Source organism: Aliisedimentitalea sp. MJ-SS2 (assembly GCF_032586155.1).
GTDB lineage: Bacteria > Pseudomonadota > Alphaproteobacteria > Rhodobacterales > Rhodobacteraceae > JAWHTC01.
In genome coordinates, this window is sequence record NZ_JAWHTC010000002.1 from 1155675 (window position 1) to 1176201 (window position 20527).

Consider the following 20527-nt stretch of genomic DNA (forward strand, 5'->3'; position numbering starts at 1 on the left):
AACAAGGAGGTTCGACATGAGCTTTGACCGTTCCATCAAGATTGCCCCATCCATCCTGAGTGCGGATTTCGCGAATTTCGGAGAGGAAATTCAGGCCATCGAAGCGCAGGGCGCCGACTGGGTGCATGTGGACGTGATGGACGGGCATTTCGTGCCGAACCTCACCTTCGGGCCGCCGGCAGTGAAAGCATTTCGGCCGCATGTGAAGACTTTCATGGACGTACACCTGATGATCGCGCCGGTGGATCCATATATCGAGGCCTATGCCGAGGCGGGGGCCGACATGATCGTGGCCCATTTCGAGGCCGGGCCGCATCCGCACCGCACGCTTCAGGCAATCCGGGGAACCGGCGCCAAGGCGGGAATTGCGCTGAATCCGGGCACGCCGGCCGGCGCCATCGAATATCTGCTGGACCTGTGTGACATGGTGCTGGTGATGAGCGTGAACCCCGGCTTTGGCGGTCAGAAGTTCATTCATTCGGCCGTCGACAAGGTGGCCCAGGTGCGCGAGATGATTGGCGATCGCGAAATTCACATCCAGGTGGATGGTGGAGTCGACCCCGCTACCGTTGGGCCGCTGGTGGCGGCAGGAGCAGATTGCTTCGTCGCCGGTTCGGCGGTGTTCCGCGGTGGCTCGGTCCAGAATCCCGGGCCATATGGTGAAAACATCCGTGCGATCCGCGCAGCCGCAGAAGGCGCATTGAAAGCCGCCTGAAACCAAGCCGTCCAAGGCGAACAGGACGAAAAACATGACTGACATCTTCAAAGCGCCCGAGCGTCTGCTCATGGGCCCCGGCCCCTCTAACACTTCTGCTGCAGTTTTGGCGGCGACGGCGCAGCCGACGATTGGCCACCTGGACCCGGATTTCCAGCGCATGATGGAAGAGGTCAAGGACCTCATGCGATATGCGATGCAGACGGAAAACCCGGTCACATTCCCGATCTCGGCGCCTGCGTCGTTGGCGATGGAGGCAGGGTTGGTCAACCTGTTGGAACCCGGTGACACGGCGATCATCGCCCAGAACGGGGTCTTTGGCGGGCGCATGGCGGATATCGTTGAGCGTTGTGGTGCGAAATGTGTTTTGGTCGAAACCGATTGGGGCAAGCCGATCGACCTGGATAAGGTGGCCGAGACGATCAAGGCGCACCCCGAAGCAAAGTTGTTGGGGTTCGTACATGCTGAGACCTCGACCGGGGCCGAATCCGATGCCGCCGCGTTGTGCCAGATGGCGCAGGAGGCAGGCATCCTGACGCTGATGGACACTGTGACGGGTCTGGGCGGTGTGCCGGTGCGGGTTGATGACTGGGGCGTCGATATCACCTATTCCGGGACGCAGAAATGCCTGTCGGTTCCGCCGGGGCTGGCGCCGTTTTCGGTGTCGCAACGGGCGATTGAGGCGGTGCAGGCGCGCACGACCAAGGTCCAGAGCTGGTTCACCGACCTGAACCTGGTGCTGGGCTACTGGTCGGGCGGTGGTGGGGCGCGCTCCTATCACCATACCGCGCCGGTCAACGCGCTTTATGGTATGCATGAGGGCCTGCGCCTTTTGAAGGAAGAGGGCCTCGAGGCCGCGTGGGAGCGGCATGCACGGTGTCACCGCAGGCTTGCCGTGGGGCTGCAGGGGTTGGGGCTGGAGTTCGTCGTCGATGCGCCGCACCGGCTGCCGCAGCTCAATTCGGTTTGGGTGCCCGAGGGGGTGGATGATGCAACGGTGCGCGGCACTTTGCTTAACGAACACGGGATCGAGGTCGGCGCCGGCCTTGGCCCCTTTGCCGGGCAGGTCTGGCGGATTGGCCTGATGGGTGACACGGCGCGTGAAGACAACGTGGACCGGCTTTTGTCAGCGCTCTCGGTGGTGCTGGGCCGTGGTCTGAAAGCTGCGGAGTAAAAGCAATGGCAGCAATTCCCCCGGTATGTGATTTTGGCTGGAAGGCCCCGGGCTTCAATCTTCCAGGCGTCGATGGCAACGACTATTCCTTTGCCGACATCGCCGGGCTGAACGGCACGTTGATCATGTTCATCTGCAACCACTGTCCTTACGTTCTGGCGGTGAAGGACCGGATCATCCGTGATGCGGAAGAGCTGAAACGGTTTGGTATCGGCGTGGCGGCGATTTCGTCGAATGACGTGGTCGCCTATCCGCAGGACAGTTTCGAGAAGATGAAGGAAGAGGGCTATCCCTTTCCCTATCTCTTTGACGAGAGCCAAGAGGTGGCGCGGGCCTATGATGCGGTCTGCACGCCGGATTTCTTTGGTTTCAATTCCAAGGGCGAGTTGCAATATCGCGGCCGTCTGGATGCCAGCCGCAAGGAAAGCGGCCCGGCGGACCTAAAACGTGACCTGTTCGAAGGGATGAAGCTGGTGGCTGAGACTGGCAGGGGACCGGAAGATCAGATTGCCTCGATGGGATGCTCGATCAAGTGGAAGGATGCGTCGTGAAGGCTATTGTATTTGACCTCGACGGGACGCTGATCGACAGCGCGCCGGATATTCACCAGGCTGCCAACCGGATGCTGGCGACGCTGAACCTGGAACCTCTGGACTTGGCGACCATCACATCCTTTATCGGCAACGGGCTGCCCAAGCTGGTTGAGCGGGTGATGCGCACACGCAATATCAACGAGGGACGGCATGCCGAGCTGACCCAGGTGACGCTGGATTTCTACAACCAGGCCAGTTCCGACCTGACGGTGCCCTATCCCAACATGGTGGCCGCGTTGGAGGCATTTGCCGAGGCTGGTTACGTCATGGGCGTGTGCACCAACAAGCCGGTGGCGCCAGCGATCGACATTCTCGAGGCGCTGGACATGATGAAGTTCTTCAAAGTGGTGATCGGTGGTGACAGCTTGCCGGTGAAGAAGCCCGATCCGGCACCATTGCAGAAGTGCTTTGATGATCTGGGCGCGACCGAGCGGCTTTATGTCGGCGACAGCGAGGTGGATGCGGCGACGGCAGACAGGGCCGGGATTGATTTCGCGCTGTTTACCGAAGGTTATCGCAAGGTGCCGGTCGAGGAACTGCCATATCTGTCCAAGTTCGATGATTTTGCAGCCCTGCCGGGGATCGCGGAGGATGCGTTCCGCGCGGTGACAGCATGAGCCTTGAGGCGCTGATTTTCGACGTAGACGGCACGTTGGCCGAGACGGAAGAGGCACATCGCACGGCGTTCAATGAGACGTTCGTGGCCTGGGAGCTGGATTGGCACTGGTCGCAGGATGATTATCGCCGGTTGCTCAAAACCACCGGTGGCAAGGAACGGGTGAAGGCGTTTCAGAAGGAATTGCCGAAAGCGGCGCGCCGCTTGAGCGACAACGAGGTGGCCCGCTATCACGCCGAAAAGACCGAAGCCTATACCGGCATCCTGGCCCGAGGTGAGCTGGAGCTGCGCCCCGGCGTAGCCGAGCTTATCGAAGCGGCGAAACAGGCTGGGCTGCGGGTGGCGGTGGCAACAACGACCAACCTGCCGAATGTTGAGGCGCTGTGCCAATGTTGCTGGGGCAAGCCCGCCGATGCGGTTTTCGAGGTGATCGCGGCAGGGGACCAGGTACAGAACAAGAAACCGGCGCCGGATGTGTTCCAGCTGGCGCTGGACCGGCTGGGGATTGCGCCCGATGTTGGATTGGCCTTCGAGGACAGTCGCAACGGGGTGGTGTCGGCACGGGCGACGGGGCTGAAGGTGTTGGTGACGCCGAGTGCCTATACCGACATGGATGATTTCAGCGCGGCAAACTGGGTTGTGCCATCGCTTCAGGCACGTCATTTGCCCGAGGTTCTGAGGCGCGCTATGGCGGGTTGAAATCCCGCCCTACGGGGTTGCGCTTTTGGCCTGTGCAGGCATCATCGTCACCGGGTGATGATGGGAGCCAAGCCGATGGATATTGCCAACAAGCTGATGAGCGAGATCGCCACGCGGCGCGATGACCTGGTGGAGCTGACCCAGGAACTGATTCGAATTCCGACGCTGAATCCGCCAGGAGAGTTTTATCGCGACATCTGCGACTTTCTTGACCGGCGGCTGGTGCGGCACGGGTTCAATACCGAGCTGATCCGGGCCGAAGGGGCGCCGGGGGACAGCGACAAATATCCACGCTGGAACATCGTGGCGCGGCGGGAAGGCAACGCGCCGGGCGAATGCGTGCATTTCAACAGTCATATCGACGTGGTCGAGGTGGGCCGTGGATGGACCACCGATCCGTTCGCCGGTGAGGTGATCGACGGTAAGATCTACGGTCGAGGTGCCTGCGACATGAAGGGCGGATTGGCCGCCAGCATCATCGCGGCCGAGGCGTTTATCGACACCTGTCCAGAGTTTCGGGGCGCGATTGAAATTAGCGGCACGGCTGATGAAGAGTCCGGTGGGTTTGGCGGGGTGGCTTATCTGGCCGAAAAAGGGTTTTTCAGCCCCGAACGGGTGCAGCACGTCATCATCCCCGAGCCCCTGAACAAGGATCGTATCTGCCTGGGCCATCGCGGCGTCTGGTGGGCCGAGATCGAAACCCATGGCGAAATCGCCCATGGCTCGATGCCGTTTCTTGGCGATTGCGCCGTGCGCCACATGGGGGCGGTGGTGGCCGAGATGGAGGACAGCCTGTTCCCGGCACTGGCGCAGAAGCGCACTGACATGCCGGTGGTGCCGGACGGGGCCAAACAGTCGACGCTCAACATCAATTCGATCCATGGTGGCGAGGCCGAGCAGGACCCGGACTATACCGGGTTGCCCAGCCCCTGCGTGCCCGACAGTTGCCGGATGGTGATCGACCGTCGCTTTCTGATCGAGGAAGATATCGACGAGGTGCAGGAAGAGATTTTCAATGTGTTGAAAAGCGTCGAAGAGCAGCGCGAGAACTTCCGCTACGACGTGCGGGAAATCCAGCGGGTGCTGCCGTCGATGACCGAGAAATCGGCGCCGGTGGTGCAGTCGGTGGCGCGCGCGATTGGTGATGTGATGGGCAAAGATCCCGATTACGTGGTCAGCCCCGGTACCTACGATCAAAAACATATCGACCGGATCGGCAAGCTAAAGAACTGCATTGCCTATGGGCCGGGGATTTTGGATCTGGCGCACAAGCCGGACGAATATGTTGGCATCGACGACATGGTGGAAAGTGCCCAGGTGATGGGGCGGAGCCTGCTGGACCTGTTGGGATAGCCGTGCACACAGTTTTCGACCGCCGTGCCTGTGGGGAGGGTGGAATTGAGTATTTGAGCCAAAAAAAGAGAAGCGGGCATGACCCTCTTTCTTGGTCCAAGTGCTCATCCCTTGGCCGCCCCACACACTCTGGCGGCGATTGATTGCGCAAACGGTGCGTGCAGCGGTTTCCGAGCGAAGCGAGGCCGGGCCCAACGGGCCAAGGCGATCTCTGATCGCCGCAGGCCGGGCGGGAGCGCTACCTTGCAGGAATGTCGATATTGTCGATCAGGCGCACGCCGGCCAGCCAGGCGGCGGCAAAGAGGCGGGCGTGTTCGGAGGGGGTGTCGAGCAGGCCGAGGCCATCGGCGGCGCGAAGTTCAAGGTATTCGACCTCGGTGAAACCCGCTTGTTCCAGCTTGGCAATCGCCGGGCCTGACAGGTCGGACATTGCCTTTCCCTCTGCGAACGCGGTGGCGATTGCCTCCATCACCTCGTTGAGGTGCGGCGCGAAGATACGGGCGCGGTCCGACAGAAGCAGGTTGCGCGATGACATGGCCAGCCCGTCCTCTTCGCGGATGGTGGGGCAGCCGATGACCTCGACCGGTATGTCGAGGTCGCATGCCATGCGGCGGACGACCTGCAATTGCTGGTAATCCTTGTTGCCGAAATAGGCCTTGTCGGCGCTGGTCTGCAAAAACAGCTTGGACACCACTGTCGCCACCCCGTCGAAATGGCCCGGGCGGTGGGCTCCGCAGAGACAATCGGTCAACCCCTCGACCGAGACATTTGTGGCAAAACCGCCGGGGTACATGGTGTCACCATCGGGCACGTAGATCACGTCCACCCCGATCGGGGCCAGTTTCCGGGCGTCCTCATGCTCGGTGCGCGGATAGTTCTTGAGGTCGTCCGGGTTGTTGAACTGTTTCGGATTGACGAAGATCGTGGTGATCACCCGGTCGCATTCCGCGCGGGCAATGCGCGCCAGCGACAGGTGCCCCTGATGCAGTGCACCCATGGTGGGGACCACGCCGATCATTTCGCCCGCGCGGTGCCACGCACGGGTCAGTTCACGCAGTTCGGGAAGCGAGCGGATGATGGGGGCGGTCATTTGGACGGGGCCTTTTCAGCAAAGATGTGTTCGGGGGCTGGGAAGGCGCGGCTGCGCACCTCGTCGGCGTAGGATGCGATAGCTTTATCGATGTCATCGCCCAGCGTTGCGTAGCGTTTGACAAATTTCGGTTTGAACGCGGTAAACAGGCCCAGCATGTCGTCGACCACGAGGATCTGGCCATCACAGCCAGCGGATGCGCCGATGCCGATGGTCGGGGTGGCAACGGTTTCGGTGATCCTGTCCGCCAGAGCGGCGGGGACCTTTTCCAGCACCACCGCAAAAGCCCCGGCGTCGGAGACGGCCGAGGCGTCGCGCATCACCTGCTCGGCCGCGGCGTCACGCCCCTGGACCTTGTAACCGCCAAGTGTGTTGATCGACTGTGGCGTGAGGCCGATATGGGCCATCACCGGAATGCCGCGCGCGGCCAGGAAAGCGGTGGTTTCAGCCATGTGAACCCCGCCTTCCAGTTTGACGGCGGCGGCGCCCGTTTCGGCCATGATCCGGGCGGCGTTGCGAAATGCCTGTTCGGGGCTTTCCTCGTAGCTGCCGAACGGCATGTCGACGACCATCATCGCGGTGGAGAGCCCGCGCGCCACGGCCTGCCCGTGCAGGATCATCATCTCCATCGTCACCCCCAGGGTCGAGGGCAGCCCGTGCAGAACCATGCCGACACTGTCCCCAACCAGAACAAAGTCACAATGGGCATCCATGGCCGCGGCCATGGGCGTGGTATAGGCGGTCAGCGACACGATGGGTGTGCCGCCTTTCATCGCCATTATGTCGTCGGGCAGGGGGGCGGATTTTCGGGCCGTAGCGCTCATGAATCGTCCTTGGTTCGCTGCGTTGCAGCGCGGCATATCAAAAGACGTCGCGCGAATCCAGTTGTCTGCGGCGCCTAAGCCCTTGAACCCGCGCCGATTCGCGGTGACACTCGATTACGTGACACGGTGCCGCCCACGCTGCACCCCAAGGAGACAGAGGGAGAATATCCATGAAGTTCATGCAGATTACGTCCGCAAGCGTTCTGGCGATGCTGGTTGCCGGAGCGGCCATGGCCAAGAACGACATCACCGTTGCGATGCAGCTTGAACCACCGCATCTGGATCCAACAAGCGCAGCTGCCGGGGCGATTGATAGTGTGTTGTACTCCAATGTCTTCGAAGGGCTGACCCGGTTTGGCCCGGACGGCAGCGTCAACCCCGGGCTGGCGAAAAGCTGGGACATTTCCGAGGACGGGCTGAGCTATACCTTTCATCTGAATGAAGGGGTGATGTTCCATGACGGCACCGCCATGGACGCCGAGGACGTGAAATTCAGCCTCGACCGCGCCCGCGCCGAAGACAGCGCCAATGCGCAGAAAGCGTTGTTTGGTGCGATTGCCAGTGTGGACGTGGTGGATGCAGCGACAGTGAAGGTGACATTGTCCGAACCCAATGGCAGCTTCCTGTTCAACATGGCCTGGGGCGATGCGGTGATCGTGGCCCCCGAGAGCATCGAGAACATAAAGCAGATGCCGGTGGGCACCGGCGCGTTCAAGTTCACCAATTGGGTGCAGGGCGATAACATCACGCTCGAAAAGAACGGTGCCTATTGGGGTGAGGCGGCAAAGCTGGACAAGGTGACATTCAAGTTCATTTCCGACCCGACGGCGGCCTTTGCCGCGGTGATGGCCGAAGACGTGGACGTGTTTACTGGCTTCCCGGCACCTGAAAACCTGCCGCAATTTGAAGCTGATCCGCGCTTCCAGGTGATTGTCGGCAATACCGAGGGTGAAACAATCCTGTCGACCAACAACAAGATGGCACCGCTGGATAACGTCAAGGTGCGCAAGGCGATTGCCCATGCGATTGACCGGCAGGCGATCATTGATGGAGCAATGTTCGGGCTGGGCACGCCGATTGGTACGCACTTTGCGCCGCACAACCCGGATTATGTCGATCTGACCGGTAACTCGGCCTATGATCCGGAAATGGCTAAGGCGCTATTGGCCGAGGCCGGCTTTGCCGACGGGTTCAAGACCACGCTGAAACTGCCGCCGCCCTCTTACGCGCGGCGCGGCGGTGAGATCATTGCGGCGCAATTGCGGGCCGTGGGGATCGAGGCTGAAATCTCCAACCTGGAATGGGCGCAATGGCTAGAGCAGGTGTTCAAGGGCAAGGATTATGGTTTGACCATCGTCAGCCATACCGAGCCGTTCGATATCGGCATCTACGCGCGGCCTGATTACTACTTCCAGTATGACAACCCGGCCTTCCAGGAGATGAATGCCAAGCTGAGTGTCGAAGCCGATCCGGCGATGCGTTCGGATCTTCTGGCCAAGATGCAGCGGACGATTTCCGAGGATTACGTCAACGGTTACCTGTTCCAGCTGGCAACGCCGACCGTGGCCAAGGCCGGCGTGACCGGAATGTGGAAAGACGCGCCGACCCAGGCGACAGACCTGACCGGCGTTTACTGGGCCGAGTGATGATCGTGGAGGGAACGACCCCCCGGTGTACGTTCCCTCCCACCCACCCCACGTACCCCGCGGGGCCTTGTGTTTCATTGCGATTGAACATGTTCGTGGTACGCGTGGAAGCCTCCGGCGGGGATATTTGTAGCAAGAGGAAGAGCAGGGGCGCACAATGCTGAGATATGCGGTGAAGCGCCTTTTGTCCTTGGTGCTGTCGCTGATCGTGGCCAGCGTGGTGATTTTTGCCATGGTCGAGGTCGTGCCGGGCGACACGGCGGCCTATATGCTGGGGATCAACGCCACCGAGGAGACGCTGAATGCGCTGCGTGATCAGCTGGGGCTGAATGGGACCCTTGTGGAACGTTACCTGAGCTGGGCCGGGGGGTTGCTGCGCGGGGATTTCGGAACCTCGTATACTTACAGAACGCCGGTGGCCGAGATGATCGGTGAGCGGTTGTGGATTTCGTTGCCGCTGGCGCTTTATGCGTTGACGTTGTCGACCGTGATCGCCTTTCCGGCGGGGATCTGGGCAGCGAGCAAACGCGGGTCGGTGGCGGATGTCAGTGTCATGGGGATCACGCAGCTGGGTGTGGCGATCCCGAATTTCTGGTTCGCGATGCTGATGGTTCTGGTCTTTGCCATCAATCTGCGCTGGTTTAATGCCGGGGGGTTTGCCGGGTGGGATGCGGGGTTCTTTGCGGCGATGAAGAGCCTGACCCTGCCGGCAATAGCGCTGGCCCTGCCGCAGGCGAGCATCCTGGCGCGGGTGATGCGGTCGTCTCTGTTGGATACGCTGGGCGAGGATTTCGTGCGCACGGCAAGGGCCAAGGGATTGTCGAAGCGCCAGGCGTTGTGGCGGCATGCGTTGAGGAATGCGCTTATTCCGGTGCTAACCATCATCGGGTTGCAGTTTTCCTTCCTGCTGGCCGGAGCAATCATCATCGAGAACGTGTTCTTCCTGCCGGGGCTGGGGCGCCTGGTGTTCCAATCCATCAGCGCACGGGACCTGATCGTGGTCGAGTCCGTCGTCATGCTTTTGGTTTTCGCCGTGGTGATTGTGAATTTCGCTGTCGACATTGCCTATGCGGTGGTTGATCCGCGGTTGAGGACAAGAACATGAGCGTGGCCGAGGAAAACCTGGGCCGGGCGGCGCTGCGCAATCGCAACTTGGTGTTTGGGGCGGTTTTGACGCTGGTGTTTGCTGGAGCGGCGTTGATTTCGTTTCTGTGGGTGCCTTACGACATCACCCAGCTCGATATCGCCAACAAGATCAAGACGCCCAGTTTGGCGCATCCGCTGGGTACCGATCATTTCGGGCGCGATATTCTGAGCATGATCATGGTGGGGGCGCGGACTTCGATTGCCGTGGCGCTGGTGGCCGTGGGGATCGGTATGGGGTTGGGCGTGCCGCTGGGACTGGCGGCGGCGGCGAAAAAAGGATCGCTGTTGGATGAGGTGATCATGCGGGGCAATGACCTTGTCTTTGCGTTCCCAAGCTTGCTGATCGCAATCATGATTACGGCGGTGTTCGGGGCGAGCGCGTTGAATGCGATCATTGCCATCGGCATTTTCAACATTCCGGTTTTTGCCCGGTTGGTGCGCGGCGCTGCGCTGAGCCTGTGGACCAGGGATTATGTGCTGGCGGCGCGTGTGTCGGGCAAGGGGGCTGCACGAATATCGTTCGAGCATATCCTGCCCAACGTGATGAACCTGTTGATCGTGCAGGGGACGATTCAGTTCTCGCTGGGGATCCTGGCCGAGGCGGGTCTGTCCTATGTTGGCCTTGGAGCGCAGCCGCCGACCCCAAGCTGGGGGAGGATGCTGGCTGACAGCCAGACGATGATATCTTTTGCGCCGCATATGGCGCTGTTTCCCGGCCTGGCGATCCTGCTGACGGTGCTGGGCTTGAACCTGATGGGCGACGGGCTGCGTGACCTGTTCGATCCGCGGATCAGGAGGGTGGCGCGATGACCCTGCTGACCATCGAGGGGCTGGATCTGGATATCCATGGCACGCCAATTCTGAAAGGGGTCAACCTGAGCGTTGAACCAGGACAGATCGCCGGTGTGATTGGCGAAAGTGGATCGGGCAAGTCGATGACTGCTCTGGCAGTTATGCAATTATTGCCGGAGGGGTCGATGTGCCGGGGGCGTGTCGAGCTGAACGGGCATGACATGCTGGGGCTGGAGGAACGCGCCCTGTGCCGGTTGCGTGGCAACGAAGTTGGTATGGTGTTTCAGGAACCGATGACGGCACTGAACCCGATCAAAACCATCGGTGACCAGGTGGCGGAGACAATCCTGATCCATGAATCCGTGACCAAACGCGAAGCGATGGAGCGGGCGCGTGAGGCCCTGAACCGCTGCGAACTGCCCGAGGAAAAGTTTCCGCTGAGCCGCTATCCGCACGAGATGAGCGGCGGGCAGAGGCAGCGGGTGGTGATTGCCATGGCGATTGCCTTGCGGCCCAAGTTGCTGATTGCAGACGAGCCGACGACGGCGCTGGACGTGACTACGCAGGCCGAGGTATTGCGGCTGATCAAGCGGTTGGTGCAAGAGGATGGCATGGGCTGCATGCTGATCACCCATGACCTTGCGGTGGTGGCGGACATGGCCGACGAGATCGTTATCATGCGTCATGGCGAAGTGGTCGAGGCCGGGCCGACGCAGCGGGTTTTTACCGAGATGAAGCACCCCTATACACGCGCTCTGTTCGAGGCTTCGGGGCACCAGCCGGTTCGGCAGGAAACGGAGACATCCACGGCACTGCTACAGGTGCGCGGGGCGGTCCGGGATTACCCGTTACCGCGCACGAAACTGTTTGCGCCGCAGGAGTATTTTCGCGCTGTAAAGGGCGTGAACTTATCCATTGAGCGGGGCGAGAGCCTGGGTCTTGTGGGCGAATCGGGCTGTGGGAAATCAACCCTGACACGGGCGATTCTAGGGCTGGAGGAATTGCAGGCAGGAGAAATCCTGCTGGATGGAGAGCCAGTCTATACCGGGCATCGGCCGAACCGCGATGTGCGTCGCCGGATGCAGGTGGTGTTCCAGGACCCCTATAGCAGCTTCAATCCGCGCTGGAAGGTTGCGCCGCTGGTGGCGGAGCCGTTTCATCTGTTGAATTCGCGCCCGGAAGATTGGCACGATCAGGTGGCCCGCGTGCTGGAAGATGTGGGCATCGGTGCAGAAGCGATGAACCGCTACATCCATGAGTTTTCCGGAGGGCAAAGGCAGAGAATCGCAATTGCGCGAGCGTTGATCCTGAAACCTGAACTTGTGGTGTTGGACGAGGCGGTAAGTGCATTGGACGTGAGTATCCGGGCGCAGATCCTTGACCTGTTGGCCGATCTGCAAAGCGAATACGGGTTGTCCTATCTGTTCATTTCACATGATCTGAGCGTGGTACGGAACGTGACGGACCGGGTGCTGGTAATGCAGGCCGGTGAGATCGTGGAAGAGGGCAAGACACGCCGTGTGTTTGAAGCCCCGCAGCATGACTATACCAAGCAACTTATCGCGGCAGCGCCAGTGTTGCCCGATCTGGATGTGGCGTGAGGGAGAAAGAAGATGAGCCTTGAAGACCTGTGGTTTGACCCGTCGAAATGCCTGATTGCTGGCGAATGGGTTGCCCCGGCGGGCGGGCAGACTTTGCCGCTGATCAACCCGTCGACGGGCGGGCAGATCGGCGAGATCGCCCGTGGGGGGCAGGCGGATGTTGATGCCGCTGTGGAGGCCGCGCGCAAGGCCTATGATGGCGGTTGGTCGCGGACCCCGGCGGTTGAACGGGGGCGTATCCTGATGCGCCTGAAGGCGCTGGTGGAAGAGAAGGTCGAGGCGCTGGCGCGGATCGAGGCGCTTGATGTTGGCAAGCCATTGAAACAGGCGCGGGCGGATGCGGTGGCATTGGCGCGCTACATGGAATTCTATGGCGGGGCGGCGGATAAGCTTCTGGGTGAGACTATTCCCTATCTGGATGGTTACACCGTTTACACGTTGCGGGAACCACATGGGGTGACGGCGCATATCGTGCCGTGGAACTACCCGATGCAGATCATTGGCCGGTCCGTTGGCGCCGCGCTGGCGGCGGGGAATGCGTGCGTTTTGAAACCGGCCGAGGATGCATGTCTGACGGCGCTTGCCTTTGCCGATCTGGCCAAGGCCGCCGGACTGCCGGACGGGGTGTTGAACGTGGTGTCGGGGTTGGGGAGCGAGGCCGGGGCGGCGCTTTCGGGGCACGACGGGATCGACCATGTGAGCTTTACCGGGTCAGTGGCAACGGGAGCGATGATCCAGGCGGCGGCAGCCAGGAATGTGGTGCCGGTGACGCTGGAGCTGGGCGGGAAAAGCCCGCAGGTGGTGTTTGACGATGCCGACATTGATGCCGCGCTGCCGTTCCTGGTGAATGCCGGGATTCAGAATGCGGGGCAGACCTGTTCTGCGTCCTCGCGCATTCTGGTGCAGCGGGGGGTTTATGACGAGGTAGTGAGCCGGATGGCCGAACGATACGCGGCGCTGCGGGTGGGGCCAGCGATGGATGACCTTGACGTTGGGCCGTTGATCTCGGCCAAGCAGAAAGGGATTGTTTCTGATTTCCTGGGGCAGGGGGCAGACCTTGAAACCGCGGGGACGGGCCAATTGATTGATGCGCCTGAGGGCGGGAATTTCGTGGTGCCGACGCTGTTCAGTGGCGTGGCCGGGGATCACGCGTTGGCGCGCGATGAAATCTTTGGGCCCGTTCAGGTTGCCATTCCGTTTGATGACGAAGACGAGGCGGTAGCGATCGCCAATGGCACCGATTACGGGCTTGTCGCCAGCGTTTGGAGCGATAGCGGCGCACGGCAGATGCGGCTGGCCAAGGCGATCCGCGCCGGGCAGATCTTCATCAACAATTACGGCGCCGGCGGCGGTGTGGAACTGCCCTTTGGCGGCATGGGCAAATCCGGGCATGGGCGCGAGAAGGGGTTCGAAGCGCTGTATGGGTTTACCGTGTTGAAGACCGTGGCGGCCTATCACGGGTGATGATGGCAGAGTGCCGCAAAAGGATTGAGAAGAGTTTAATAGGCAGGACGGAATGACAGTGCGGGTGGCCGAGCTGCAGAAATTGGCGCAGGAGGTGCGGGATTTCCTGGAACCGCATTGGGCCGCGTGGCATCGCAAGGCCGGGTCGCCGGAGGGGCGCCGGACCTTGTCCGAGGGGACTTGTGGGCGCTCGTCGGCATTCCTGTGTGACCTGTTGCGGGCACAGGGGTACGAGGCCGAGACGGTGTTTGGCTCGCCGGTGGAATGTGATTGCGGGTTTCTGACCGAGCAGGGTTGGCGCGGGCATGGATGGGTGCGGGTGAAGGCGCCAGATTGCATCATCGACCTGACGGCCGATCAGTTTGGGGCAAAACCGGTGATTGTGACCGCGTCCGATGATCCGCGATATGGCGCAGGCCATGACGTGGCAGGAGATGGATGGAAAGCAGAGAGGCAGCGTGTGGCGCACGAGCTGATGCGCGATTGGAAAAGACGAAACGCGCCTGCGGGCGCGCAATGACAAGCGAGGGAATGAACATGCGACTGGACGGAAAAATGGCAATCGTGACCGGGGCGGCAAGCGGCTTTGGTGCTGGAATCGCGCGGAAATTCGTCGCCGAAGGGGCACAGGTGATGGTGGTGGACCTTAACCACGATGGTGCTATGGCGATGGCCGAGGAATTGGGTGAAGGATCGTTCGGGCATGCTGCCAACGTTGCCGACGGGGCACAGGTGGCCGAGGTGGTCGGGACCGCGAAGGACGTGTTTGGCGGGGTGGACATATTGGTTAACAACGCCGGCGTGACGCATCTTCCGATGCCGATGGAAGAGGTCAGCGAAGAGGATTTCGACCGGGTGTTCGCGGTCAATTGCAAGTCGATCTACCTGTTCGCCCGGGCGCTGGTGCCGCATATGAAGGAGCGGGGATCGGGGGCGATTTTGAACGTGTCGTCCACGGCGGGTCTGAGCCCGCGCCCGAACCTGAATTGGTACAATTCTTCAAAGGGTTGGGTGAATACCGCGACCAAGGCGATGGCGGTGGAACTGGCCCCGCGCGGCGTGCGGGTCAACGCGATCAACCCGGTGGCGGGGGAAACGCCGCTTTTGGCGAGTTTCATGGGGGAAGATACGCCGGAAGTGCGGGCAAAGTTCCTGTCGACCATCCCGTTGGGGCGGTTCTCGACGCCTGAGGATATGGGCAATGCTGCCGCCTTCCTGTGCAGTGACGAGGCCAGCATGATTACGGGCGTTTGCATGGAAGTGGATGGCGGGCGCTGTATCTGAGTGCATTAACGGGGTGTGATTGCGCCGTCCGTGCGGGTTAACGCGATTTTTTGTAGAAAATCGGCGTGCTGGAATCTGTCGGCTACCTGTCGGGTATCCGTCTGGCGTTCGGTGGCGCAGGGTTCTGTAAGGAAAATGGATAACGCGGCGCCCGGTGTGGCGCGAAGGCTTGTGTCCGCGGCATCGGCGTGTCACCGAGGCGGCGGACAGGGGAGTGAGACATGCGCGCAGATTTGATCCTGCTGACTTTTGCCTATGTGCTAAGTCAGTTTTACCGGGCGTTCCTGGCTGTTCTGACCGAGGTTTTGGAGGTCGATATCGGAGCGACGCCCGAGGCGCTGGCCACAGCGTCCGGGTTTTGGTTCCTGTCATTCGCGGCAATGCAGATCCCGGTGGGCTGGGCCCTGGACCGGATCGGGCCGCGGCTGACCTCTTCGGTGTTGTTGTTGATCGGCGGCGGTGGCGGGGCGGCGATGTTTGCCGTCGCGCAGGCGCCCGAGCATGTGTCGATTGCCATGCTGCTCATTGGCGTGGGTTGTTCCCCGGTTCTGATGGCGAGCTATTTCATTTTCGCCCGCGTCTATAGCCCGGCGGCATTTGCCACGCTGGCGGCGCTGATCCTGGGGGTGGGGAGTGTTGGCAACCTCGCCAGCGCGCTGCCTACGACATTGGCGGTCGAGGCCTTTGGCTGGCGCACGGTGATGTGGGTGATGGCCGGGATCAGCGCGGCGACGGCGGCAGGTTTGTTTGTCATGGTGCGCGACCCCGAGAAGGTGTTGAGCGACGAGAAGGGATCGGTTCTGGATCTGTTGAAGATGCCGGCGCTGTGGCTGCTGTTTCCGTTGATGTTCTTTCACTATGCCCCGGCGGCGGGGCTGCGGGGGCTGTGGCTGGGCCCGTACTTTACCGATGTCTTTGGCGCCAGTGCCGGGGTGGTGGGTAGTATCACCCTGATCATGGGGGCGGCGATGATTGCCGGGACTTTTGCCTATGGACCGCTTGATCGCATTCTGGGGACGCGGAAGTGGGTGGTATTTGGCGGTAATGCGCTGGGCCTGGCCTGTATCGTTGCGCTGGCCTTTCTACCGCAAGACGTGCTGTGGCGGGCGGTGGCGCTTTGTGCAGCGATCGGTTTTTTTGGCGCATCGTTTCCGGTGCTGATGGCGCATGGGCGCAGTTTCTATCCACCGCACCTTGTGGGGCGCGGCGTGACCCTGATGAACCTGTTTGGCATTGGTGGTGTGGGCGTGATGCAGGTGATCACCGGCAAGCTTTATAGTGCCGCCGAGGCAGGAGGCGGGGCGGTGGAGTACCCGTTTCAGGTACTCTATTGGTTCTTCGCGGCGACTGTGCTGGTGGGGCTGGTGATCTATCTGTTTTCGCAGGATCGCACCGGCTAGGCCCCTGTGAGTCAGATGGTCAGGTGTTGAAAAGCGCCGCTTACAACGATTGCCGACATCGCAAATACAAATGCGGAAGCATAATTCGTGAGTTTGCGTTGTGGCACTTGCGGCTTCGGCGGCTGCATCTTCCACTCGGACCATTTCTTGTGGTCGGCAAAACTATTGGTTTGGTCGCGATAGTTCATTGTAGTCTCAAGCGAGTCGATTTGGATTGAGACCAAAGTTGCACATCAATGTGGCAGAACTTGGGCAATTGGTGTCAAAACCCAGCGTGACCCTCTGAGTGATCATACGGGTGCCGTGGGCGCTGCCATTCTGTCTGCTGTCACGAGATCGCACCGGAGTATGCACTGACGATCAGAAAGCCAGCAGTCGGATATAGCTGACCAGCGCCTCGACATCTTCCTGGCTGAGAATGCCGCGCCAGGCGGGCATGTAGCGACCGCTGCCGTCTAGGATGGTTCTGGCCATCTGGTCATTGTCGAGCGTGTCGGTTTCGATTGGGTTGGTCAGGTCCATCGGTGACATGGCGAGCAGCTTGCCCATGACGCCATCGCCATAGCCGTCGTCACCATGGCAGACCCGGCAGTATTTCTGAAACAACTCGAAGCCTTCCGCCGGATCGCCCACCAGGTCATGCTTGGCCCGGCTCATGAAGCGCAGCCAGGCGATGAGTGCCGTAACCTCATCGTCGTCGAAGATGTCCTTCCATTCCGGCATCGCATCACTGATCAGATTATGGCGGTCGCGCCCGGTGATGGTTTGGCCTTCGCCGGTGATGATTCGGGTCAGAATAGCATCGCTGCGGGCGCGCACGGTGGTTGTCAGGTCCGCTGGGGTGAGCCCCATGGATTTCGCCAGCGGTCCGTCGCCCTTGCCTTCGGTGCCGTGGCAAAGCTGACAATATGAAACATAGAGCCTTTGCCCCTCATAGGCGGGTGGCGGTTCGGCCCGGGCAATTCCTGCCGCGGCAATGATCAAAAGGGCCGTCGCGGTTAGGGTTTTCAGAAGATGTGTCATCCGGGAACCTCGGGTTTGATGCGGTTTTTCACTGATGTTGGCACGCGGATCGCTTTTCTCCAAGCTTGGGGTTGCAGACAGAACGTCAGGAATATTCGCCCCGATGCACCGCTTGGTCACAGAAACTGATGTTTCAGGGCCTTTCCCCGGGGGAAGCCCTGCGCTAAGACGCCTGCGTTGAGTCGCAAGGAGACCCTAGAGATGGGCTATAATGTCGTTGTCGTCGGTGCCACGGGGAACGTGGGCCGTGAAATGCTGAACATTCTTGCCGAGCGTCAGTTCCCGGTCGAGAAGATTGTCGCGCTGGCCTCGCGCCGGAGCCTCGGCACCGAGGTGAGCTTTGGCGACAAGACATTGAAGACCCAGGATCTGGATACGTTCGATTTTGACGGTTGGGATATGGCGCTGTTTGCTGTTGGGTCCGAAGCGACCAAAAAGTATGCGCCGGTGGCCGCCAAGGCCGGTTGCACGGTGATCGATAACAGCTCGCTTTATCGTTACGACCCGGACATCCCGCTGATCGTTCCGGAAGTGAACCCCGAGGCGGTGCATGGCTATGCCAAGAAGAACATCATCGCCAACCCGAACTGTTCGACGGCGCAGATGGTCGTAGCGCTGAAGCCGTTGCATGACCGGGCCAAGATCAAGCGCGTCGTCGTGTCGACCTACCAGTCGGTTTCCGGCGCGGGCAAGGAAGGCATTGACGAGCTGTGGGACCAGACCAAGTCGATGTACAACCCCACAGATGACAAGCCGGCGAAGAAATTCACCAAGCAGATCGCCTTTAACGTCATTCCGCATATCGACGTCTTCATGGAAGACGGCTCGACCAAGGAAGAGTGGAAGATGGTGGCCGAGACCAAGAAGATCATTGATCCGGCGATCAAGGTCACCGCGACCTGCGTAAGGGTGCCGGTGTTCGTGGGCCACTCGGAAGCAGTGAACATCGAGTTTGACGAATTCCTCGACGAAGACGAAGCGCGTGACATCCTGCGCGAGGCGCCGGGCATCATGGTGATCGATAAGCGTGAAGACGGGGGCTACGTGTCGCCGGTGGAATGTGTCGGTGATTTCGCCACCTTCATCAGCCGTATCCGCCAGGACAGCACCATCGAGAACGGTCTGAACCTGTGGTGCGTCAGCGACAACCTGCGCAAGGGTGCGGCACTGAACGCGGTGCAGATTGCCGAGCTTCTGGGCCGTGAGGTTTTGAAGAAGGGCTGAGACCTTTCAGAGATTTGAATGAGGCAGGGGTCGGAAACGGCTCCTGCCTTTTTTCATGCGCTGGCGTTTTTTTGCCAAGGATCAAGGCGTGAGCCACGTCATAGAGGTAAGCTGCTTCCCATCGCGCGGGCGATGGGATTTGATTGGAGCGTATCGCAGAGGAGATTTTCATGCGCGTTTTGCCTTTGGTTCTGGCCTTTTTTCCGAGCGTCGTCCTGGCGGATGACATCACCCTGACAAGCAAGGTCACGGATGTGTTGATGTACCCCGAAGGGGCCAAGATCACTCGGGTGGTGCCATTCCAGGTGCCCGAGGGGCGGCATCAATTGCGGCTGATCGACCTGCCTGCGGGTACGCCGATGGAGGCGGTGCGAGTCAAGGTGAGCGGGGTTGCAATGGGGGCGGTAACGCTGCGCGACAACTACGTGCCACCCGCCGAGGACCGGGAAAGTGACGCGCTGAAGGCAGCGCGGGATGAGGTTGAGCGTCTGCAAGAGGCCGTGCGGGCCAAGGAGGATGCGGCAAAGGCCATTCGGGCGGCTGGTGAAGCGGCAGATACGCGGATCACCTTCCTGCGCCAGTTGGGCCAGGGGGAAGCGCTGAGCGGAGCCGGGACAGATGTGCTGCGCGATGTGTCGCGGATGGTGGGGGAAGAAACCCTTGCGGCGCGTCAGGCGGCGTTGTCGGCCGAGGGCGAGGCGCGCAAGGTGGATCGTGAGGTCGAGGATTTGCGCGAGGCGCTAGAGAAGGCGAAACAGGCGGTTCGGGCGTTGGTGCCGGAAAGCGAGGTCAGGAACCTTGTGGCCGTCGAGGTTGCGGCGGGGGCGGCAACCGAAGGCGTGATGGAGGTCAGCTATTACGATTGGCGGGCCAGTTGGATGCCGGTTTACGATGCGTATCTGGATCGCAAGGCCGGGCAGGTGACGCTGAAACGCGGGGTGCTGGTGGCACAGAATACCGGTGAGAACTGGCGGGACGTGACGCTGGAGATGTCGACAAACGCGCCTGAGGGCAAGGTGCAGCCGTCGCACCTGTGGCCCGACAAGCGCCGGATCACAGACCCGGAGAAGCAACGAGCGGTGATGACTAGCAAGCGCTACGACGAGGCCGAGATGGGAATGATGGCCGATCCGGTCATTGAAGCACCCGTGATTGTTGAAGAGGCTTCAGCTTCGGTCAGTTTTGACGGGCTGAGCGTGACCTATACCTATCCCGAGAAGATCAACCTTGCGTCCTCGGCGGATCATGTGCGGCTGGCGCTGGGCGAGTTGGGGTTTGATGCCGAAGTCAAGGCGCAGGCGGTGCCAAAATATGACGAAACCGCATTCCTGGTGGCCGAGTTCACCAATGACAGCCCGGAACTGATCCTGCCCAGCGAGGCGGTGCAGCTGTTCCGAGACGGTGCCTATGTCGGGCAGGTTGAGGCACACGAGCCGATCCCGACCGGGGCCGAGGCAATGCTGGCCTTCGGTCCGATCGAGGGGCTGCGCCTGACAAGGGTTGTGGATCGAAACCAGGGCGAGCGCGGTGTTCTGAGTACCTCGCACCAGATTGCCGAAAAGGTGCGGATCGAGGCCGAGAACCTGACTGGGGATACCTGGCCGATGCGGGTGATTGACCAGGTGCCATACTCGGAACAGGAGGATCTGGTGATCACCTGGAATGCCAAGCCACGCCCGGCTGAGCTGGACGTGGATGACGGCAAGGGGATCATGGCCTGGGAGGCCGAACTGGCACCCGGAAAGACCATGAAAATCGACCTGAACTACACCATTGATTGGCCGGACGGGAAAGTTCTGCGCTAGGTCACACTGGGTACGGTGGGTACGGTGGGTTTGCACCGACCCTACGGGATACGGGGCGGTCGATTGGCCGCCCCGTTT

The 20527-nt window shown here is 60.9% G+C and carries 20 protein-coding genes; 16 read left to right on the forward strand and 4 right to left on the reverse strand.

The window, feature by feature from the left end:
• Positions 1–16 precede the first annotated feature (16 nt).
• From rpe to RXV86_RS12220, 6 genes are all read left to right on the forward strand, one after another.
• Positions 17–715 (forward strand): ribulose-phosphate 3-epimerase, encoded by a 699-nt coding sequence (gene rpe / locus RXV86_RS12195; RefSeq protein WP_316300043.1) that lies wholly within the window; start codon positions 17–19, stop codon positions 713–715.
• 34 nt (positions 716–749) lie between these two features.
• The gene (locus RXV86_RS12200) at positions 750–1889 is read left to right on the forward strand and encodes an alanine--glyoxylate aminotransferase family protein (RefSeq protein WP_316300046.1); all 1140 of its coding nucleotides are present in this window, start codon (positions 750–752) and stop codon (positions 1887–1889) included.
• A gap of 5 nt (positions 1890–1894) precedes the next feature.
• A complete protein-coding gene (locus RXV86_RS12205; RefSeq protein WP_316300048.1) occupies positions 1895–2440 on the forward strand; it encodes a thioredoxin family protein in 546 nt (181 codons plus the stop codon).
• The gene (gene gph / locus RXV86_RS12210) at positions 2437–3099 is read left to right on the forward strand and encodes a phosphoglycolate phosphatase (RefSeq protein WP_316300050.1); all 663 of its coding nucleotides are present in this window, start codon (positions 2437–2439) and stop codon (positions 3097–3099) included. The genes RXV86_RS12205 and gph overlap by 4 nt, the downstream gene beginning before the upstream one ends.
• Positions 3096–3797 carry an HAD-IA family hydrolase gene (locus tag RXV86_RS12215; protein ID WP_316300051.1) on the forward strand — a complete coding sequence of 234 codons (702 nt, stop codon included), beginning with the start codon at positions 3096–3098 and terminating at the stop codon, positions 3795–3797. The genes gph and RXV86_RS12215 overlap by 4 nt, the downstream gene beginning before the upstream one ends.
• 75 nt (positions 3798–3872) lie before the next feature.
• On the forward strand, positions 3873–5150 hold the full coding sequence (locus tag RXV86_RS12220) for an acetylornithine deacetylase/succinyl-diaminopimelate desuccinylase family protein (protein ID WP_316300269.1): 1278 nt from the start codon (positions 3873–3875) through the stop codon (positions 5148–5150).
• Between the two features lie 238 nt (positions 5151–5388).
• On the opposite strand, the gene panC is transcribed toward RXV86_RS12220, so the two are convergent.
• Together panC and panB are read right to left on the reverse strand one after the other, a co-directional pair.
• Positions 5389–6240 carry a pantoate--beta-alanine ligase gene (gene panC / locus RXV86_RS12225; protein ID WP_316300053.1) on the reverse strand — a complete coding sequence of 284 codons (852 nt, stop codon included), beginning with the start codon at positions 6238–6240 and terminating at the stop codon, positions 5389–5391.
• Complete coding sequence (panB, locus tag RXV86_RS12230; RefSeq protein ID WP_316300055.1) at positions 6237–7064, reverse strand: 3-methyl-2-oxobutanoate hydroxymethyltransferase; 828 nt, start codon at positions 7062–7064, stop codon at positions 6237–6239. Before panB ends, panC begins: the two co-directional genes overlap by 4 nt.
• A 179-nt stretch (positions 7065–7243) precedes the next feature.
• On the opposite strand from panB, the gene RXV86_RS12235 reads away from it, so the two are divergent.
• The 8 genes from RXV86_RS12235 to RXV86_RS12270 all read left to right on the forward strand — a co-directional run bounded on the left by RXV86_RS12235 (position 7244) and on the right by RXV86_RS12270 (position 16397).
• The gene (locus RXV86_RS12235) at positions 7244–8710 is read left to right on the forward strand and encodes an ABC transporter substrate-binding protein (protein WP_316300271.1); all 1467 of its coding nucleotides are present in this window, start codon (positions 7244–7246) and stop codon (positions 8708–8710) included.
• Positions 8711–8867: 157 nt separating this feature from the next.
• Positions 8868–9815, forward strand: coding sequence for an ABC transporter permease (locus RXV86_RS12240; RefSeq protein ID WP_316300058.1), 948 nt, complete (start codon positions 8868–8870; stop codon positions 9813–9815).
• Positions 9812–10666: an ABC transporter permease gene (locus RXV86_RS12245; RefSeq protein ID WP_316300061.1), complete on the forward strand. Its 855-nt coding sequence runs from the start codon at positions 9812–9814 to the stop codon at positions 10664–10666. Before RXV86_RS12240 ends, RXV86_RS12245 begins: the two co-directional genes overlap by 4 nt.
• A complete protein-coding gene (locus RXV86_RS12250; protein WP_316300064.1) occupies positions 10663–12249 on the forward strand; it encodes a dipeptide ABC transporter ATP-binding protein in 1587 nt (528 codons plus the stop codon). The genes RXV86_RS12245 and RXV86_RS12250 overlap by 4 nt, the downstream gene beginning before the upstream one ends.
• Before the next feature lie 12 nt (positions 12250–12261).
• Entirely contained in the window at positions 12262–13713 is a 1452-nt protein-coding gene (locus tag RXV86_RS12255) for an aldehyde dehydrogenase family protein (protein WP_316300066.1), read from the forward strand.
• 52 nt (positions 13714–13765) lie between these two features.
• Positions 13766–14233, forward strand: a complete 468-nt coding sequence (locus tag RXV86_RS12260; RefSeq protein WP_316300068.1) for a hypothetical protein — start codon at positions 13766–13768, stop codon at positions 14231–14233.
• 17 nt (positions 14234–14250) lie between these two features.
• Positions 14251–14997, forward strand: coding sequence for an SDR family oxidoreductase (locus tag RXV86_RS12265; protein ID WP_316300070.1), 747 nt, complete (start codon positions 14251–14253; stop codon positions 14995–14997).
• A 221-nt stretch (positions 14998–15218) separates the two neighbouring features.
• Complete coding sequence (locus tag RXV86_RS12270; protein WP_316300072.1) at positions 15219–16397, forward strand: MFS transporter; 1179 nt, start codon at positions 15219–15221, stop codon at positions 16395–16397.
• Positions 16398–16408: 11 nt separating this feature from the next.
• Here RXV86_RS12270 and RXV86_RS12275 read toward each other — a convergent pair whose 3' ends face one another.
• Together RXV86_RS12275 and RXV86_RS12280 are read right to left on the reverse strand one after the other, a co-directional pair.
• The gene (locus tag RXV86_RS12275) at positions 16409–16585 is read right to left on the reverse strand and encodes a hypothetical protein (protein ID WP_316300074.1); all 177 of its coding nucleotides are present in this window, start codon (positions 16583–16585) and stop codon (positions 16409–16411) included.
• 172 nt (positions 16586–16757) lie between these two features.
• Positions 16758–17420 (reverse strand): c-type cytochrome, encoded by a 663-nt coding sequence (locus RXV86_RS12280; protein WP_316300076.1) that lies wholly within the window; start codon positions 17418–17420, stop codon positions 16758–16760.
• Positions 17421–17621: 201 nt separating this feature from the next.
• Between RXV86_RS12280 and RXV86_RS12285 the strand changes: the two genes are divergently transcribed.
• The gene (locus RXV86_RS12285; RefSeq protein WP_316300078.1) at positions 17622–18644 is read left to right on the forward strand and encodes an aspartate-semialdehyde dehydrogenase; all 1023 of its coding nucleotides are present in this window, start codon (positions 17622–17624) and stop codon (positions 18642–18644) included.
• A 170-nt stretch (positions 18645–18814) separates the two neighbouring features.
• On the forward strand, positions 18815–20449 hold the full coding sequence (locus tag RXV86_RS12290; RefSeq protein WP_316300081.1) for a mucoidy inhibitor MuiA family protein: 1635 nt from the start codon (positions 18815–18817) through the stop codon (positions 20447–20449).
• Positions 20450–20527 lie beyond the last annotated feature (78 nt).

Excerpts from the sequence above, each read along its gene's own strand:
- rpe (WP_316300043.1), top strand. The coding sequence starts at position 17 with ATGAGCTTTGACCGTTCCATCAAGATTGCCCCATCCATCCTGAGTGCG.
- RXV86_RS12200 (WP_316300046.1), top strand. The coding sequence starts at position 750 with ATGACTGACATCTTCAAAGCGCCCGAGCGTCTGCTCATGGGCCCCGGC.
- RXV86_RS12205 (WP_316300048.1), top strand. The coding sequence starts at position 1,895 with ATGGCAGCAATTCCCCCGGTATGTGATTTTGGCTGGAAGGCCCCGGGC.
- RXV86_RS12215 (WP_316300051.1), top strand. The coding sequence starts at position 3,096 with ATGAGCCTTGAGGCGCTGATTTTCGACGTAGACGGCACGTTGGCCGAG.
- RXV86_RS12220 (WP_316300269.1), top strand. The coding sequence starts at position 3,873 with ATGGATATTGCCAACAAGCTGATGAGCGAGATCGCCACGCGGCGCGAT.
- panC (WP_316300053.1), bottom strand. The coding sequence starts at position 6,240 with ATGACCGCCCCCATCATCCGCTCGCTTCCCGAACTGCGTGAACTGACC.
- panB (WP_316300055.1), bottom strand. The coding sequence starts at position 7,064 with ATGAGCGCTACGGCCCGAAAATCCGCCCCCCTGCCCGACGACATAATG.
- RXV86_RS12235 (WP_316300271.1), top strand. The coding sequence starts at position 7,244 with ATGCAGATTACGTCCGCAAGCGTTCTGGCGATGCTGGTTGCCGGAGCG.
- RXV86_RS12240 (WP_316300058.1), top strand. The coding sequence starts at position 8,868 with ATGCTGAGATATGCGGTGAAGCGCCTTTTGTCCTTGGTGCTGTCGCTG.
- RXV86_RS12245 (WP_316300061.1), top strand. The coding sequence starts at position 9,812 with ATGAGCGTGGCCGAGGAAAACCTGGGCCGGGCGGCGCTGCGCAATCGC.
- RXV86_RS12250 (WP_316300064.1), top strand. The coding sequence starts at position 10,663 with ATGACCCTGCTGACCATCGAGGGGCTGGATCTGGATATCCATGGCACG.
- RXV86_RS12255 (WP_316300066.1), top strand. The coding sequence starts at position 12,262 with ATGAGCCTTGAAGACCTGTGGTTTGACCCGTCGAAATGCCTGATTGCT.
- RXV86_RS12260 (WP_316300068.1), top strand. The coding sequence starts at position 13,766 with ATGACAGTGCGGGTGGCCGAGCTGCAGAAATTGGCGCAGGAGGTGCGG.
- RXV86_RS12265 (WP_316300070.1), top strand. The coding sequence starts at position 14,251 with ATGCGACTGGACGGAAAAATGGCAATCGTGACCGGGGCGGCAAGCGGC.
- RXV86_RS12270 (WP_316300072.1), top strand. The coding sequence starts at position 15,219 with ATGCGCGCAGATTTGATCCTGCTGACTTTTGCCTATGTGCTAAGTCAG.
- RXV86_RS12275 (WP_316300074.1), bottom strand. The coding sequence starts at position 16,585 with ATGAACTATCGCGACCAAACCAATAGTTTTGCCGACCACAAGAAATGG.
- RXV86_RS12280 (WP_316300076.1), bottom strand. The coding sequence starts at position 17,420 with ATGACACATCTTCTGAAAACCCTAACCGCGACGGCCCTTTTGATCATT.
- RXV86_RS12285 (WP_316300078.1), top strand. The coding sequence starts at position 17,622 with ATGGGCTATAATGTCGTTGTCGTCGGTGCCACGGGGAACGTGGGCCGT.
- RXV86_RS12290 (WP_316300081.1), top strand. The coding sequence starts at position 18,815 with ATGCGCGTTTTGCCTTTGGTTCTGGCCTTTTTTCCGAGCGTCGTCCTG.